This is a genomic window from Streptomyces sp. NPDC005784 (assembly GCF_042871525.1).
Classification (GTDB): domain Bacteria; phylum Actinomycetota; class Actinomycetes; order Streptomycetales; family Streptomycetaceae; genus Streptomyces.
This window is the reverse complement of record NZ_JBIAIQ010000002.1, coordinates 125,567-142,228: the sequence shown is the minus strand read 5'-3', so window position 1 is coordinate 142,228 and position 16,662 is coordinate 125,567. Positions and strand designations below refer to the sequence as shown.

At 71.1% G+C, this 16,662-nt stretch carries 14 protein-coding genes; 10 read left to right on the top strand and 4 right to left on the bottom strand.

What is annotated here, in order from left to right; genetic code table 11:
- Positions 1 to 124: 124 nt before the first annotated feature.
- Positions 125 to 2,512, bottom strand: a complete 2,388-nt coding sequence (locus ACFYR3_RS03530; protein ID WP_389281319.1) for a SulP family inorganic anion transporter — start codon at positions 2,510 to 2,512, stop codon at positions 125 to 127.
- A 337-nt stretch (positions 2,513 to 2,849) separates the two neighbouring features.
- Here ACFYR3_RS03530 and ACFYR3_RS03525 point away from each other — a divergent pair, with 337 nt between their 5' ends.
- Positions 2,850 to 4,124 (top strand): hypothetical protein, encoded by a 1,275-nt coding sequence (locus tag ACFYR3_RS03525; protein ID WP_389281317.1) that lies wholly within the window; start codon positions 2,850 to 2,852, stop codon positions 4,122 to 4,124.
- 59 nt (positions 4,125 to 4,183) lie between these two features.
- Here ACFYR3_RS03525 and ACFYR3_RS03520 read toward each other — a convergent pair whose 3' ends face one another.
- Positions 4,184 to 5,164, bottom strand: coding sequence for an ATP-binding protein (locus ACFYR3_RS03520; RefSeq protein ID WP_355842858.1), 981 nt, complete (start codon positions 5,162 to 5,164; stop codon positions 4,184 to 4,186).
- A 101-nt stretch (positions 5,165 to 5,265) separates the two neighbouring features.
- Between ACFYR3_RS03520 and ACFYR3_RS03515 the strand changes: the two genes are divergently transcribed.
- Positions 5,266 to 6,090, top strand: a complete 825-nt coding sequence (locus ACFYR3_RS03515; protein WP_389281315.1) for an oxidoreductase — start codon at positions 5,266 to 5,268, stop codon at positions 6,088 to 6,090.
- A 368-nt stretch (positions 6,091 to 6,458) separates the two neighbouring features.
- Here the strand turns inward: ACFYR3_RS03515 and ACFYR3_RS03510 are convergent, their stop codons facing one another.
- A complete protein-coding gene (locus ACFYR3_RS03510) occupies positions 6,459 to 7,292 on the bottom strand; it encodes an HAD-IB family hydrolase (protein ID WP_355842852.1) in 834 nt (277 codons plus the stop codon).
- 571 nt (positions 7,293 to 7,863) lie between these two features.
- Here ACFYR3_RS03510 and ssd point away from each other — a divergent pair.
- From ssd to ACFYR3_RS03475, 7 genes are all read left to right on the top strand, one after another.
- Positions 7,864 to 8,958, top strand: a complete 1,095-nt coding sequence (gene ssd, locus ACFYR3_RS03505; protein WP_355842849.1) for a septum site-determining protein Ssd — start codon at positions 7,864 to 7,866, stop codon at positions 8,956 to 8,958.
- The gene (locus tag ACFYR3_RS03500) at positions 8,955 to 10,514 is read left to right on the top strand and encodes a TadA family conjugal transfer-associated ATPase (RefSeq protein ID WP_356783825.1); all 1,560 of its coding nucleotides are present in this window, start codon (positions 8,955 to 8,957) and stop codon (positions 10,512 to 10,514) included. Before ssd ends, ACFYR3_RS03500 begins: the two co-directional genes overlap by 4 nt.
- Positions 10,501 to 11,373 (top strand): type II secretion system F family protein, encoded by an 873-nt coding sequence (locus ACFYR3_RS03495; RefSeq protein ID WP_355842815.1) that lies wholly within the window; start codon positions 10,501 to 10,503, stop codon positions 11,371 to 11,373. Before ACFYR3_RS03500 ends, ACFYR3_RS03495 begins: the two co-directional genes overlap by 14 nt.
- Positions 11,370 to 12,167 carry a type II secretion system F family protein gene (locus ACFYR3_RS03490; protein WP_389281312.1) on the top strand — a complete coding sequence of 266 codons (798 nt, stop codon included), beginning with the start codon at positions 11,370 to 11,372 and terminating at the stop codon, positions 12,165 to 12,167. The genes ACFYR3_RS03495 and ACFYR3_RS03490 overlap by 4 nt, the downstream gene beginning before the upstream one ends.
- A gap of 79 nt (positions 12,168 to 12,246) precedes the next feature.
- Positions 12,247 to 12,486 (top strand): DUF4244 domain-containing protein, encoded by a 240-nt coding sequence (locus tag ACFYR3_RS03485; protein WP_389281310.1) that lies wholly within the window; start codon positions 12,247 to 12,249, stop codon positions 12,484 to 12,486.
- Positions 12,473 to 12,895, top strand: coding sequence for a TadE family type IV pilus minor pilin (locus tag ACFYR3_RS03480; protein ID WP_355842806.1), 423 nt, complete (start codon positions 12,473 to 12,475; stop codon positions 12,893 to 12,895). Before ACFYR3_RS03485 ends, ACFYR3_RS03480 begins: the two co-directional genes overlap by 14 nt.
- A complete protein-coding gene (locus tag ACFYR3_RS03475; RefSeq protein WP_389281308.1) occupies positions 12,892 to 13,374 on the top strand; it encodes an Rv3654c family TadE-like protein in 483 nt (160 codons plus the stop codon). The genes ACFYR3_RS03480 and ACFYR3_RS03475 overlap by 4 nt, the downstream gene beginning before the upstream one ends.
- Positions 13,375 to 13,759: 385 nt before the next feature.
- Here ACFYR3_RS03475 and ACFYR3_RS03470 read toward each other — a convergent pair whose 3' ends face one another.
- A complete protein-coding gene (locus ACFYR3_RS03470) occupies positions 13,760 to 16,213 on the bottom strand; it encodes a DEAD/DEAH box helicase (RefSeq protein WP_389281306.1) in 2,454 nt (817 codons plus the stop codon).
- A gap of 80 nt (positions 16,214 to 16,293) precedes the next feature.
- On the opposite strand from ACFYR3_RS03470, the gene bldG reads away from it, so the two are divergent.
- Positions 16,294 to 16,647, top strand: a complete 354-nt coding sequence (gene bldG / locus ACFYR3_RS03465; RefSeq protein WP_028799135.1) for an anti-sigma factor antagonist BldG — start codon at positions 16,294 to 16,296, stop codon at positions 16,645 to 16,647.
- Positions 16,648 to 16,662 lie beyond the last annotated feature (15 nt).

Genomic DNA, 16,662 nt, shown 5'->3' with positions numbered 1-16,662 from the left:
GGGGGGGGGGGCCCCCCGGGGGGGCGCCCGCGGGGGGGGGGGGGGCGCCCCGGGGGGGGTGGGGGGGGGGGGGGGGGGGGGGGGGGGGGGCCCCCCCCCGCGGGGCCCCCCCCCCACCGCCCGATCAAGCCGGATGCCGCAGATCCTCCGCCGCGCCCACATGATCGAACGCGCCCACGTGATCGAACAGTTCGGCCCCGTCGGCGTCGGCCAGCAGATATGCCTGGGCCTCCCCGACGTGGAAGTACATTCCGTGCAGTTCGAGCACGCCCTCCCGCAGGGCCCGCGCCACGGCCTCGTGCGCCCGCAGGTGCTCCAACTGCTGCACCACGTTGGTCAGACAGAGCTGCTCCACCGCGTCGGCGGGCGCCCGTCCGGCGAGCCGCGCCCACGGCCTGTCATCGGCGGCCGTCCGGTCCAGGCTCGGCTGCCCGTGCCGCAGCCACCGCTTGAGCGGCGTGAGCGCCCCTCCGGGCTCCGACGCCAACAGTGCCTGCATGGCCCCGCACCCGGAGTGTCCGCACACCGTGATGGACCGCACCTTCAGCACGTCCACCGCGTACTCGATGGCTGCGGCCACCGAGTCGTCCCCGCTCTCCTCCCCGGGCAACGGCACGAGGTTGCCCACATTGCGTACGACGAAGAGGTCGCCCGGACCACTGGATGTGATCATCGAGGTGACGAGCCGGGAGTCGGCACAGGTCAGGAACAGCTGGGACGGCCGTTGTCCTTCCCGTGCGAGCCGGGCCAGCTCGTCCCGCACCAGGGGTGCGGTGTTGCGCTGGAACGCGCTGATGCCGCGCGCCAGTTGGTTCCCGCTCGGTCTGGCCTCGCCGGTCCCCTCGCCCTGCCCGGCCGAAGGGGCGTCCGCGGACGGGAACCCCGGGTCGGCGGAGGTCTCGCACTGGTGGTTCCGCCAGGGTGTCCAGGGCCGGCAGCGGCAGTGTCCGGAGTTCGCGGGCTCGGCGATCCGTGTTCCGCTTCGCCCGGCGAGATCGACCGTGCCGCCCTGGGCGATGTGCGCGCTCTGCCAGTCCTGCAGCGACTCGTACGCCGCGTGGTCCATGAACGAGCCGTCCAACTCCACGACGGTGTCCGACCCTTGGGGCACGAGATGCAGGGCGCGGCTGAGTCTGGGCACCGCGAGGAACGTCAACTGACCTCGTACATGTACGTAATGGACCCCTTCCTTTTCTTCGTGCGTGATGCGGGTGCGCCCGAGACGGTGCAGGGCGACACCGACGGCCACGGAGACCCCCAGCGCCACGCCCTCGAGAACCCCGAGGAACACGACGCCGAACGTGGTGACGGCGTACACCAGTACCTCGCGGTGGCGGGTGACCGTGCGGATGTGGTGCAGGGACACCATCTGGATGCCGACGGCCATCACCAGGGCGGCGAGCGATGCGAGGGGGATCAGCTCCAGGATCGGGACCATCAGCAGCGCGGCAATTACTACGAAAACGCCGTGCAGCATCGTGGAGTTCCGGCTGACGGCACCCGCTTGCACATTCGCGGAACTGCGCACGGCGACCCCGGCAACGGGCAGTCCGCCGAGCGCGCCGGAGACAACATTGGCGGCGCCCTGCCCGAACAGCTCCCGGTCGAGGCGGGAACGGCCCACGCGTGCCTGGAGTTCCGGGCGGCCGCTCACCAGCTTGTCCACCGCGACGGCGCCGAGCAGCGACTGCACGCTGCACACCAGCGTCACGGTGAGGACGGCGGCGGCGATGCCGAGCACCGGACCCTCGGGCAGCCCGGCCAGCGCGTGACTGCTCCAGGACGGCAGGTCCACCCTGGGCAGCGTCAGTCCGGCGAGGGAGGCGGTCGCGGTGGCTCCGGTGACGGCGACCAGCGCGGCGGGGACCTTGCGCAGCACCCGCCCGGTCCGACCGGGAACGCGCGGCCAGGCGAGCAGCAGCGCCAGCGTCAGCACACTCATCGACACCGCCGCGGGGTGCATGCGCGCCACCTGGTCCGGCAGCGCGATGAGGTTGTCCATGACAGAGCTATGCGGGATGCCTCCCAGCACGATGTGCAACTGGGCGACGGCGATGGTCACGCCGATTCCGGCGAGCATGCCGTGCACGATCGCGGGGCTGACGGCCAGGGCCGTGCGGGCCACGCGCAGGCAGCCGAGGCCCAGTTGGACGATTCCCGCGAGCACGGTGATGGCGCAGGTCGCGCGCCATCCGTAGTGGTGGATGAGCTCGGCCGTGACGACCGTGAGCCCGGCGGCGGGCCCGCTCACCTGGAGCGGTGAGCCGCCGAGGCGTCCCGCGACGAGCCCGCCGGCGGCGGCGGCGACAAGGCCGGCCTGGAGCGGCGCGCCGGTGGCGAGGGCGATTCCGAGGGACAGGGGAAGGGCGATCAGGAAGACCGCGATCGAGGCCGACAGATCGGCGCCCGCGACACGGAAGCGTCGGGGCGGGGTCGGCGGGGGACTGTGGGGCTGGTGGACGTGCGCGGGCCGAGTCGGGTCGGCGGCGCGGGTGGGGACGCAGGCAGACATGGTTCCCGTCTCCTCCGGGGCAGCGCGGTCGCGGAACAGGTGGTCCCCCGTCCGAAGCGGCGGGGGGCGGGTCGCGGCCGTGGGTCACGGCGTGCAGTGGCGGGACTTTCAACGCTCGGTAAACGGATCGTAATGCAGAGTAAAGGGATGATGCAGAAAATGGGAGCAAATGGGGCATTAATTCATCCCTTGGAGTGAAGCAGGCTTTTGATCGGCTTGTCGTATTTATTCCTTCTCGGCCCCGTGAAACTTTGGCGGCGCTGCCGGTTCATAGCTGCACATAGCCGCGATAGCGACCTAATCGGCGTTGCCCGACCGAGGAAAAGGAGGGCGGGACATGGCCGCCACCCAGAGGATCGCCGCGGCTGTAGCACTCGCCGCGGGCGGCGCCACGGCGCTCGCCGGTTGCGCGGGCGGTACCACCGCTTTCCAGGAAGGCGCGCACGGCGCGAAGAAGGCGGCGGCGGGGGCCCCGGCGCCCGAGGCCGCGGTCCGCCTGATCGGCGACGGTTCCACTTCGTACACCGGGGCGCAGCCGCATCTGCCGCGGCCCGAACGGTTGAAGCCGGGTCGGAAGCCCCCGCAGTTCGTGGTCTTCTCCTGGGACGGTGCCGGCGAGGACAGCCAGAAGCTCTTCTCTCACTTCCGGAAACTCTCCAAAGCCAACAGGGCGACGATGACGTACTTCCTGTCCGGCGTGTACATGCTGCCGGAGGACAAGCGCGACCTGTACCGGCCACCGCAGCACTCGCCCGGCAGCTCGGAGATCGGCTTCAACGACCAGCGGGGTATCGAGGACACCGTGAAGCAGCTGCGCGCCGCGTGGCTGGAGGGAAACGAGATCGGCACGCACTTCAACGGCCACTTCTGCGGCGCGGAGGGCGGGGTCGGACAGTGGTCGGTCGCGGACTGGAAGAGCGAGATCGCCCAGGCGAAGTCGTTCGTGAAGTCCTGGAGGACCAACTCGGGCCTGAAGACCGCGGCGTCGCTGCCCTTCGACTACGACAAGGAACTCATCGGCGCCCGCACCCCTTGTCTGGAGGGCCGGGAGAACTTCATGAAGGCGGCTCGCGAGCTGGGCTTCCGCTATGACACCAGCGGCGTCGACGACCAGCTCTGGCCGAAGAGGAAGGAGGGGCTGTGGGACCTGTCGATGCAGCTCGTGCCCTTCCCCGGACACTCCTACGAGCAGCTCACCATGGACTACAACTTCATGGTCAGCCAGTCGGGTACGCAGACTCAGGGCGACCCCGGCAGGCAGGAGTACTGGGGCGACCAGATGCGTGACGGCCTGATCGAGGGCTTCGAGCGCGCCTACGACGGCAACCGCGCCCCGCTGATCGTCGGCAACCACTTCGAGTCCTGGAACGGCGGCAACTACATGCGTGCCATCGACGAGGTCGTCGAGCGCGTCTGCACCAAGGCCGACGTCCGCTGTGTCTCCTTCCGGCAGCTCGCCGACTGGCTCGACGCCCAGGACCCGGCCACCCTCGACAAGCTCCGTGGTCTTCGGGTCGGCGAGGCGCCGAAGCAGGGCTGGGCGTCCTTCCTCTCCGGCCGTCCCGCCCCGGCCCCGAAGGGCGTCCCCGGGGCGCCGGCTGTCAAGCCGTAGCTGTGCCCCGGGCCGCCCTGTCGCTCAGGTCGTGGCGGTGCTTCGGGCCGGCGGGCCGCTCACGCGGTGACCATCGGACTCTCGCCGAGCACGAAACCGGGGTCGACCTGGTCAGTGAGGTCCGCCCCGGTCTTGGCGTTGCCCCAGTTGGCGGCGTTCTTCAGGTGGAACTGCACCATCTGGCGCGTGTACCGCTCCCAGTCGCGCAGCTCGTACGTGGCGTCGGCGGCGGTCTGCAAGGCGTGCAGCGAGCACCGGTCGGCCTCCTCCAGGAACTCGAACCGGGGAGGGCGGCCCTTCTCCATGGCGCGCACCCAATCCGAGTGCCCGACCGTGACCAGGAGGTCGTCACCGACCTCCGCTCGCAGGAAGTCGATGTCGTCCTGGCCCTGCACCTTGTTGCCGACGACCTTCAGGGCGACGCCGAAATCGCGGGCGTACTCCTTGTACTGGCGATAGACGGAGACTCCCTTCCGGGTCGGCTCGGCGACGAGGAACGTGATGTCGAAGCGGGTGAACAAGCCGGACGCGAAGGAATCGGAGCCCGCCGTCATGTCGACGACGACGTACTCGCTCCGGCCGTCGACGAGATGGTTCAGGCAGAGCTCCACTGCACCGGTCTTGGAGTGGTAGCAAGCCACCCCCACATCGGCCTCGGTGAACGGGCCGGTGACCATCAAACGGATGGTGCCGCCGTCGAGTTCCACCGGCCGGGCGCAGGCGTCGTACACAGGATTGGTCTCAGCGAGCCGCAGCAGCCGTGAGCCCTCGCCGGGCGGGGTCGTCTTGATCATCGTCTCGGCGGACGCGATGCGCGGATTGGAGCCGCGCAGGTAGTCCTTGATGAGCGGCAGCCGCTCGCCCATGGCGGGGAGCGCGGCGGCCTCCGTCTCTTCGAGCCCGAGCGCGGCCCCCAGGTGTTGGTTGATGTCGGCGTCCACGGCGACGACAGGTGCCCCCGAGGCGGCGAGGTGGCGGATGAAGAGCGACGACAAGGTGGTCTTGCCGCTGCCGCCCTTCCCGACGAAAGCAATTTTCATGTTCACCAAGGGTAGTGCGACTGTCGCTCTCGGTGCTTGCGCCGCGTGAAGAAGACCACTCCTTCGTGGGGTGCCGCCCCTGGGTGCGTAGTGTCGTACTCATGAGTACGACAGGTGCGACCGCTGATCCGCTCGCGGCCCTGGGTTCGCTTCCCGGGGTGGCCGATTCCGTGGAGTCCGTCCGCAAGGCCGTGGACCGGGTCTACGGACACCGGATCATGCGGCGTCGCAGCAACGAGATCACGTCCGAGGCGGCGCTGCGCGGGGCCCGTGGTTCCGCGGCGCTGTCCGGCGCCGACTGGGCCCTCGAAGAGGTGCGCCGGCGTACCGACTTCAGTGCGGAGGACGAGGCCCGTACGGTCGGCGCCGCCCTGCGGCTGACCGCCGAGGCGGGCCAACTCCTGTCCATCTGGCGGCAGTCGCCCCTGCGTGTGCTGGCCCGGCTGCACCTGGTGGCGGCGGCCGACCGAGGTGACGCGGTGGGCCGGCGGCGGCAGAGCGGGGAGAAGGTCGACGAGCCCCTGGTGGAGCTGCCGCTGCCCGACGCGGACGAGGTCGCCGGCCGTCTCGAAGGCCTGTCCCAGCTGATCATCGCGGGCGGCTCGGCCCCTGCCCTGGTCACGGCGGCCGTCGTCCACGGTGAGCTGATCGCCCTGCGTCCCTTCGCCTCCCACAACGGACTGGTCGCGCGCGCGGCGGAACGCATCGTGCTGATCGGCAGCGGTCTCGACCCGAAGTCCATCTGCCCGGCGGAGGTCGGCCACGCGGAACTCGGCCGTGCGGCCTATCTCGCGGCACTGGACGGTTACGTCTCCGGCACTCCGGAGGGCATGGCCGCCTGGATCGCGCATTGCGGGAGGGCTGTCGAGCTGGGCGCCAGGGAGTCCGCCGCGGTCTGTGAGGCGCTTCAGCGCGGCGCCGCGTAAGGAGCTCCCGATTTCCCCGGACAGGGTTGCGGCGGTACGAGTTCTCGTACCGCCGCTGGCATGTTCACCGGGTTACCAAGCGTCCTCGAGATGTTGCCCATCAGGTCGGGAACTTCTGCCCGTCACCTGGTGCGGCTGGCCCGTAATCGACGGGTCGACGTCGCGTGGGTGCTCGATGTTCATGCTCGGTCCGTGGGGCCTGGTTGCGTTTGAAGGTGATCCTCTCGGATGTCCTTGGTCTCGCGGGCCGTTAAACCCTTTGTACTCCAGGTTCGGAGGAAGCGGAACCCCTGATCGCACTTCTTTACTTTTAGGTTCAAAAGGGTGAGAAATGGACTTCAATATGCCGCACGCGCACGCGTGACGGTTCATGCCACCGTCGCGCGACGCCGACTGGCGTACCAGACAAGCCCTGCCGTGGCCGCCGCGGCGCCTATCGCTGCCGCCGCGACGAGTGCCGGCCGGGGAGGCACGGACAGGGCGGGCAGTCGCTGCTTCAGCCGGACCGGGCGGTGGAAGTTCAGAATCGGCCACGAGCGGGCGACCGCCTCGCGGCGCAGCGCGCGGTCCGGATTCACCGCGTGCGGATGTCCGACGGACTCCAGCATCGGCACATCGGTCGCCGAGTCGCTGTAGGCGTAACAGCGGGACAGGTCGTAGCCCTCGGAAGCGGCCAGTTCCTTGATGGCATCGGCCTTCGTCGGCCCGTAGGCGTAGTACTCCACCTCGCCGGTGAAGCAGCCGTCCTCGCCCACGACCATGCGGGTCGCCACCACGCGGTCCGCGCCGAGCAGTTCACCGATCGGCTCGACGACCTCGGCGCCGGACGTGGACACGATGACGACGTCGCGGCCGGCCTTGTGGTGCTGTTCGATGAGCGACGCGGCCTCGTCATAGATGATCGGGTCGATGAGGTCGTGCAGTGTCTCGGCGACGATTTCCTTGACCTGCTGGACGTTCCAGCCGCGGCACATCGAGGACAGGTACTTGCGCATCCGCTCCATCTGGTCGTGGTCGGCGCCGCCCGCCAGGAACACGAACTGGATGTACGCGGTGCGCAAGGCCGCCCTGCGGTTGATCAGCCCGCCTTGGTAGAACGACTTGCTGAAGGTGAGCGTGCTCGACTTCGCAATGACTGTCTTGTCCAGGTCGAAGAAGGCCGCTGTACGGGGCAAGGAGTGGTTTTCCACGAGGTCGAGCATAGGGCCCACCATTCGGCGTAAGGTGAGGCGCGTGGGTTTGCCTGAGAGGGCTCTCGGGTACACCATGGAAGTCACGGATCGTTCGCGACCGTGCTAACCCGGTCCGACTCCTCCCCCCCCGAGTCGGCCGTGGGGACGACCCCCGCTCTCCCCCCCGGCGGGGGTCGTCGCATGTCCGGATGGGTTTTCCCCTCTTCTGCGCGGCCCCGGAGCCTTCTCGGCACCGTTGATTCCGCGCTCTTCGCGCGCCCGCGAGCCGTCACTGTGTGTAGCCGTTGGGATGCTCTATGGAAGTCGTTGAGCCTTCACCGGTAGGCGTGAAGGCGATATTCACAGCCGCTGAGTTGTCCACAGTTTTCGACCAAGATCCACACGATTTCCGGGATCGCTGCACCGTGATTCCCACGCGCTCCGTTCGCGGCGAGTTCATGGACGGTTCCGTTTGTCGGACGCGTTCGGCCGGTTCGTATCGGCCGTTCATATGGAGGCCGCTTGCCGGTTCTTCACACGAGCGGGAATCGCGGGGTCCTGGAGGGCCCCGCGCACGAAGCAGCGAAGGGGGCTGGAGATCGTGGCGGGAGCCATCACCCATGACCGGCCGCCCACCGCCGAGGGGCGGCAGGGCGGACCATTGATCGTCACCGAGGACGTCGACCTCCTCGACGACCTGCTGCGCCTGTGCGCGGCGGCGGGCGCGCGGCCCGAGGTCCATCACGGGATTCCGGAACGCAGGGGCAGCTGGGAGGCGGCACCTCTCGTCCTCGTCGGCGACGACGCCGCTTCACGGGTGCGGGGGGCCGCGCGGAGAAGGGGAGTGGTGCTGGTCGGCCGGGACCAGGACGATTCCGGAGTCTGGCGGCGGGCCGTCGAGATCGGCGCCGACCACGTGCTGGTGCTGCCGGACGGCGAACAATGGCTCGTCGACCGCATCGCCGACGTGGCCGAAGGAGTCGGCCGGCCCGCTCTCACCGTCGGCGTGCTCGGCGGCCGCGGTGGGGCCGGTGCCTCCACGCTGGCCTGCGCGCTCGCCCTCACCTCGGCGCGTGAGGGGAACCGCACTCTGCTCGTGGACGCGGACCCTCTCGGTGGCGGACTCGACGTACTCCTGGGAGGAGAGGCGGCCGAGGGCCTGCGCTGGCCGGCGTTCGCCGCGTCCCGCGGCAGGGTCGGCGGCGGCGCCCTGGAGGAGTCCCTGCCCGAACTGCACGCGCTGCGGGTTCTCAGCTGGGACCGGAGTGACTCCGTCACCATTCCGCCTCAAGCGGTACGAGCGGTCCTGGCCGCCGCCAGACGGCGCGGTGGTGCGGTGGTCGTCGACCTGCCCCGCCGCATCGACGGGGGTGTCGCCGAGATCCTTGCCCAGCTCGATATGGGGCTACTGGTGGTTCCCGCGGACCTGCGCTCCATCGCGGCGGCCGGACGGGTGGCGTCCGCGGTCGGCATGGTCCTGCGCGATCTGCGGATCGTGGTCCGCGGACCCTACGCGCCGGGTCTCGACGATCGCGAGGTCGCCCGCCTGCTCGACCTGCCCCTGGTGGGCGAACTGCCTGCCGAACGCTTCCCGTTGGACGGCGGGCCGCCACCGGGGAGTGCGGCGAAGGGGCCTCTGGCCCGTTTCTGCGCGGCCTTCTGGGAGCGGGTTCCGGTCGAAGGAGGGGGCGTATGAGCTGGGACGCGTCCACAGGCATGGACCGCGGCACGGGACTCGACAGCCGAACGGGACCGACGCGCAAGGACACGGGCGAGGGCTGCTCCCCCGCTCGGGCGGACACACGGGACGGACCCGGGCGCTCCTTGCCCGGACGGACGGATGCGCGCGACGGGCCCCGGAACTACATCGCCGGGCGGACCGCAACGCGGGGCGGACCCGGAGGCCTCCTCTCAGGAGGTACGGCGACGTGGGACGGGTCCGGCGGCGGCTCGGACGGACGCGCGGGGCTGCTGGACGGCGTGCGGCAATGGCTGGCCGAGAGCGGTTCCGAGCCGACCCCCGCGCGCGTGGCACAGGCGCTGCGTGAGCAGGGGCGGGTGCTCGGTGACGCCGAAGTCCTCGGCGCGGCCGAGCGGTTGCGCTCCGAACTGGTCGGCAGCGGACCACTGGAACCGTTGCTTGCCGACCCGTCGGTGACCGACGTGCTGGTGTCGGCGCCCGACCGGGTCTGGGTGGACCGCGGCGGCGGCCTGGAGTTGACCGCCGTGTCCTTCCCGGACGCGGCAGCCGTACGACGTCTCGCGCAGCGCCTCGCGGCGGTGGCCGGCAGAAGGCTCGACGACGCCCGCCCCTGGGTGGACGCCCGACTGCCGGACGGGACCCGTCTGCACGCGGTGCTGCCACCGGTCGCCGTCGGCTCCACCTGCCTCTCCCTGCGCGTCGTACGGCCGCGCGCGTTCACGCTCGACGAACTGGTGGCGGCGGGGACCGTGCCGCCCGGCGGGGACCGGGTGCTCAGAGCGCTGCTGGACGCCCGGTTGTCCTTCCTCATCAGCGGAGGCACAGGCTCCGGCAAGACGACCCTGCTGAGCGCGCTGCTGGGGCTGGTCGGTCCCGGGGAGCGGATCGTGCTCGCCGAGGACTCGGCGGAGCTGCGGCCCGACCATCCGCATGTGGTGCGCCTTGAAGGGCGGCCCGCCAATCAGGAGGGCGTCGGCCTTGTCTCGCTCCAGGATCTCGTCCGGCAGGCCCTGCGGATGAGACCGGACCGGCTGGTGGTCGGCGAGGTGCGCGGTCCGGAGGTGGTCTCGCTGCTGGCCGCCCTCAACACAGGACATGAGGGCGGCTCAGGAACTGTTCATGCCAACGCTGCGGCGCAGGTCCCGGCCAGGCTGGAGGCGCTGGGCACCGCGGCCGGGCTCGACCGGGCCGCCCTGCACAGCCAACTGGCGGCGGCACTGTCCGTGGTCCTGCATCTCGTGCGGGACCGGGCCGGACGGCGTCGGATCGCCGAGGTGCATGTGCTCGAACGCGACCAGTCGGGGCTGGTGGTGACCGTACCGGCGCTGCGGTGGGGCGAGGACGCCTTCGCGTACGAGCGGGGATGGGATCGGCTTCGGGAGCTGCTCCGGGACGGGAGCCAGGGACATGGCGGGCCGATTCGGCTCGGGACAGCGGGAGTTGCTCCGGACAGGCGGTGGGCGAGGAGCCCTTCGGACGGAAAGGACGTCGGGGCCGCGACAGCGGCCGGACGTCGGGAAGCGAACGGGGAGCGGGATGGGGATCGGTGAGATGACGGGCGCGCCCGCGGGAGCCGCCGTGGCGTGTGTCGGGGTTGCGGCCTGGCTGATCGGCGGGCGCGGCTCGGGGGCGCGCAGAGCGAGGGTGCTGCTCGCGGGCGACGGGGTGGCGATCGTGCCGCCCCGGTGGGAGAGGGCGTTGGTCGACTGGCGGCGGCTGCGCGGTCGGCTGCGGCCCGAAGCCTGGTCGCTGGTGGCGGGGTTGGTGATCGCGGTGCTGGGCGCCTCGGTACTGCCACTTCTCCTCGGGGCCGCGGGAATGCCCTTGCTGGGGAGGGTGCGGCGGGCGGGAGAAGCTCGGCGTGAGCGGGAGCGACGCGGCGACGCGGTGATCTCCCTGTGCGGTGCCCTCGCCGGTGAGGTGCGGGCTGGACGCCAGCCCGGCGAGGCGTTGTTCGGGGCCGCACGCGACTCGGACGGACTCGGTGACGCGCAGCCGGTGGTGCTGGCCGCGGCGAGGTTCGGCGGGGATGTGCCGCATGCGCTCACCGAGGCGGCACGGCAGCCAGGCTCCGACGGACTCGTGGGGCTCGCCGCGTGCTGGCGTGTGGCCGTGGACCGGGGTGCGGGACTCGCGGCCGGCCTGGACCGTCTGGAGGCCGCGCTGAGAGCCGAGCGCGATCAAAGAGCGGACATGCGTGCCCAGTTGGCGGGTTCACGCTCGACGGCCTCGATGCTCGCGGGTCTGCCGGTCCTCGGTCTCCTGCTCGGCACCGCGCTCGGCGCGGACCCGCTGCACGTGCTGTTGCACACCGGTCCCGGGTTGGGCTGTCTGCTGGTCGGCGGGGTGCTGGAGGGTGTGGGGCTGTGGTGGGCGCTGCGGATCGTGCGAGGGGCGGAGACGGCATGAGCGCGGAAGTTGTCCACAGGCTGGGGGTACTTGTGTGCGGAGTGCTCCTGGTCGGCACGCCGGCCCGCTGGCTCGGGGCGCTGCGGCGCGCGAGGAGAGTGCGCAGGCGGCTGGCCGAGCTGCTGCTCCTGCAGACGGCGCCGTCGCCGCGGCGCCACGACGTACGAAGTCACGAGGTACGGAGCCACGGCCGGCGGTGGCTGCCCTTGCTGGGTGTCGTGTGCGCCGGCTGGGTTCTGATCGGCGGTCTCGCCGGGGTTCTGGTGGGGCTGGCGGCCGGGTTCGGGGTGCGGCGGTGGCGGCAGCGGCGGAATCCCACCCCGCCGGAGGAGTACGACGCGACGCAGGCAGCCCGCCAACTGCCGCTCGCCGCCGACTTGGTGGCGGCCTGCATCTCGGCGGGAGCGAGCCCCGTAGCGGCTGCCCGCGCCGTCGGCGAGGCACTGGGCGGACCGGTGGGTGAGCGGCTGGCCCGGGGCGCGGCGGAGGTGCGACTCGGGAGTGAACCGGTCGACGCGTGGCGGAGGTTGGCGTCGATACCGGGCGCCCAGGGGTTGGCGCGACTGCTGGAGCGGTCGGGTGAGTCGGGCGTACCGGCGGCTGTGCCGGTCGGCCGACTCGCGGCGGAGGCCCGCGCCGAGTGGGGGCGCACCGCGACGGCGCGGGCACGCCGGGCGGCCGTCATGGTCACCGCACCCGTGGGGCTGTGTTTTCTGCCCGCCTTCCTCGCGATCGGCGTGCTGCCCGTGGTGATCGGGCTGGCCGGCGGGTTGCTGCGAGGGGGTGGTCGGTGACGGGCGGGCGGTGGCAGGGCGAGCGGTGAGCGGTGAGTGGGCGAAATGACCGACAGGACTGAATCCTACGGAGGTTGAAATGCGCAGGATGGTGCGAGTTCTCGGACGAGGACGCGAGCAAGGGTGTGTGCGGACGCGGGCCTGGACGCTCGTGTCGATCGCGGCGCGGAGGGACGCGGGAATGGTCACGTCCGAGTACGCGGTGGGTGTCATCGCGGCGGTGGCCTTCGCGGCAGCGCTCTACAAGGTGGTGACGAGCGGGCAGGTCGGTGAGGAACTGCAGGGCATCGTGGGGCGGGCGCTCAATGTCCAGATGTGAACGGGGCTCGAGGGCGGCCCTGTTGAGGGCCGGTCCGGTCCGGCGTCGGGACGGTGGATTCGTCACCGCCGAGGCCGCCGTGGTGCTGCCCTCGCTGGTGCTCGTCGGTATGGCACTGGTCTGGGCCCTGCTTGCCGCGTCCGCGCAGATCCAGTGCGTGGACGCGGCGAGGGCGGGCGCCCGGTCGGCGGCACGCCAGGACTCGCCGGAAGCGGTCCTGGCGACGACCCGCCGGGCGGCCCCGTCCGGCACGCGGGTCACGGTGAGCCGGGAGGCCGACCTGGTCAGGGTGACGGTCGGAGCGAGGACGCCGGGTCCCGCCGCGCTGTCCCTGGAACTGACCGACGAGGCGGTGGCGCTGGCGGAGGAGACGGTGGGGGAGACGGTTGTGGGGGAGGACGGGAGATGAGGGTCCGGAGTCGCCGGCGCAGCGGGCGACGGGTGGGGTCATCCGTTGTGAGTCGTCGGTGTGCGCGGTGGCGCGCGTCCTCCGACAAAGGATCGGCGACCGTCTGGACGGTGGGCGCGATCGCTGTGCTGTGTGCCGTCTTCGGAGTGGTGCTGGCGATGGGGCAGGCCGTCGTGGTGCGGCACCGGGCGGCAGGGGCGGCGGACTTGGCGGCCCTCGCCGCGGCGGACCACTGGAGCGACGGTGGCACGGCGGCCTGTGCCCGCGCGGACCGCGTGGCCCGAGCGCAGAGAGCGCGGCTCGTGCGGTGCGCCGTCGAGGGCCAGATCTCGGATGTGACGGCGGCGTCCGGATCCGGACCGCTCATCGCGGAGGTCAGATCGAGGGCGGGACCTCCGGGTTCTCCGGGGCTTGCGGGACCCACAAGGCCTCCGGGTTCTCCGGGCTTGCGGGACCCACAGGGCCTCCGGGGCCGCTAGACCCTGCAAGCCCTGCAAGCCCTGCAAGCCCTGCAAGCCCTGCAAGCCCTGCGGGGTCGGTGAGACCGACAGGGCTAGTGGGATCGACGGGGCTGGTAGGACCGACTACTGGTGGGATCGACGGGACCTGAGGTTCCTCAGCCCCCGCCCACCGGGCTCGTACCGTCCGGCCCCGACTTCTCCGGCCCTCACCCCTCGGACGTCACCCACCCGGCGTTCACCCGTTCGGCCCTCACGTCCTCGACTTTCACCCGTCTGGCCCCAGAGCCACCGGCTTTCACCCGTCCGGCCCTCAGCCCTCGCGCATCCGGCCCTGACTCCAGGCCCGGACTCCTCCGGCTCTGCCTCGTCGCCCGGGTTGCTCCGGACCTGACTCCTCAGGCCCTCACTCCTCCGGTGCCGCCCGCAGCAGTTCCGTGAGCAGCCGTACGGCGCCTCGCTTGTGCAGTGGATCGTTCCCGTTGCCGCACTTGGGGGACTGGATGCAGGAGGGACAGCCGGCGTCGCACTCGCAGGAGGCGATGGCCTGCCGGGTGGCCGTGAGCCAGGAGCGGGCTGTGTGGAAGGCGCGCTCGGCGAATCCGGCGCCGCCCGGGTGGCCGTCGTACACGAAGACGGTGGGCAGGAGCGTGTCCGGGTGGAGGGGGACGGAGACGCCGCCGATGTCCCAGCGGTCGCAGGTGGCGAAGAGCGGCAGCATGCCGATCGACGCGTGCTCGGCGGCGTGCAGGGCGCCGCCGAGGATCTCCGGGTTGATCCGGGCCGCGTCCAACTGGTCCTCGGTGACCGTCCACCAGACGGCACGGGTGCGGAGCGTACGGGGAGGGAGGTCGAGTTTCGTCTCGCCGAGCACCTCACCGGTGATGACACGCCGACGCAGGAAGGAGACGACTTGATTGGTGACCTCGACGGAGCCGTAGCACAACCGGCCGTCGCCCCAGGGGACTTCGACGTCGGTTTCGAGGACGGCGATGGACGTGGTGTCGCGGGCGACCGTCGAATACGGCGGACTGGCCTCTTCGACCAGCGCGACGGAGTCCTCCAGGTCCAGCTTGCGCACCAGGTACGTACGGCCCTGGTGAAGATGGACCGCGCCCTCGTGGACCGCCGTGTGCGCGGCGCCCTCGTCGACCGTGCCGAGCAGGCGCCCGGTCCCGGACTCGACGATCTGCACCGGGCTGCCACCGCCCCCTCGGATGTCGGTCAGGTCGACGGCCCGCTCCTTGCGCGTCCAGTGCCAGGCCGTGGCCCGGCGGCGCAGCAGCTTCGCGGCCTCCAGCTGCGGCAGCAGATCGGCGGCTGCGGGGCCGAAGAGCTCCAGGTCGTCGTCCGTGAGCGGGATCTCGGAGGCGGCGGCGCACAGGTGCGGGGCCAGGACGTACGGGTTGTCGGGGTCGAGGACCGTGGATTCCACCGGTTGGTCGAACAGGGCCTCGGGGTGATGGACGAGAAAGGTGTCCAGTGGGTCGTCGCGGGCGACCAGGATCGCCAGCGCGCCCTCCCCGGAGCGGCCCGCGCGGCCGGCCTGTTGCCAGAGGGAGGCGCGGGTGCCCGGGTAGCCGGAGATGACGACGGCGTCGAGGCCGGAGATGTCGACGCCGAGTTCGAGGGCGGTGGTGGCGGCGAGGCCGAGGAGTTCCCCGGAGTGCAGCGCGCTCTCCAGGGCGCGGCGTTCCTCGGGGAGATAGCCACCGCGATAGGCGGCGACACGCCGGGCCAGTGAGCGGTCGATCTCGGCGAGGCGTTCCTGGGCGATCACCGCGATCAGCTCGGCGCCGCGCCGGGACCGTACGAAGGCGATCGAGCGCATGCCCTGGACGGTGAGGTCCGTCAGCAGATCGGCCGTTTCGGCGGTGGCGGTACGCCGGACGGGTGCACCTTTCTCGCCGTGCAGTTCGGTGAGCGGGGGCTCCCACAGGGCGAACACGAGTTCCCCTCGTGGGGAGGCGTCGTCGGTTACCTCGACGACCGGGAGGCCGGTCAGGCGGCGTGCCGCGAGCGAGGGTTCGGCGGCGGTCGCGGAGGCCAGCAGGAAGACGGGAGAGGCGCCGTAGCGGGCACAGAGGCGGCGCAGACGGCGCAGCACCTGGGCGACGTGGGAGCCGAAGACGCCGCGATAGGTGTGGCACTCGTCGATCACGACGTAGCGCAGGGCGCGCAGGAAGGAGGACCAGCGGGGGTGGGAGGGCAATATCCCGCGGTGCAGCATGTCGGGGTTGGTCAGGACGTAGTTGGCGTACTGGCGTACCCATTCGCGTTCCTCGAAGGGCGTGTCGCCGTCGTACACGGCCGGGCGCACGGCATTGCCCAGCGGTTGTGAAAGTTCCTTCACCGAGCGGCGCTGGTCGGCTGCCAGGGCCTTGGTGGGGGCCAGGTAGAGGGCGGTGGCACCCCGGCCGTTCGGGGCCTCGGAGCCCTCCAGGAGGGCCGTCAGGACCGGGGCGAGGTACGCCAGGGACTTACCCGAGGCGGTGCCGGTGGCGACGATCACCGACTCGCCGTCCAGGGCGTGCTCGGCGACGCGTGCCTGGTGGGCCCAGGGGTGTTCGATGCCCGCGGCCTGCACCGCGGCGATGACCTCCGAACGGATCCGGTCGGGCCAAACGGCATGGCGACCCGCTCGCGGGGGCAAGTGCTCCGTATGAGTGATGCGCGAAGCCCGGCTCGGCCCCGAGGCGAGCCGGTCCAGGACAGTGCTCGGCGACGGGCGGGAAGCGGTGTCCGCCGAGGATCGATCGGATCGGTGATTCTTGGCCATCGGCATCGAGTGTGTCACTGGCGTGACGGACAATGGGCCCAAGGCGTCGTGCACGCCTGCCGGTAAGTGATTGAATGCCATCGCGGCTGGCGAACCGTCCCGGGGGCTCTGCCGAGGTGTCCCATGGGGCGACCGCTCGATAGCAAGGTGCTGGAGGATCCGTGGACCTGTCCCTGTCGACTCGCAATGTGTCCGGCCCTAATGGCGACCGTACGGTCGTCGAGGTCGGCGGCGAAATCGATGTATATACCGCGCCCAAGCTGCGGGAACAGCTGGTCGAGCTGGTGAACGACGGCAGTTTCCACCTCGTCGTCGACATGGAGGGCGTGGACTTCCTCGACTCCACCGGTCTCGGCGTGCTGGTGGGCGGCCTGAAGCGCGTCCGGGCCCATGAGGGCTCGCTGCGTCTGGTCTGCAACCAGGAGCGCATTCTGAAGATCTTCCGTATTACTGGTCTCACCAAGGTGTTCCCGATCCACACCTCGGTGGAGGAGGCGGTCAACGCGACCGACTGACCACCGGTCTCCCGG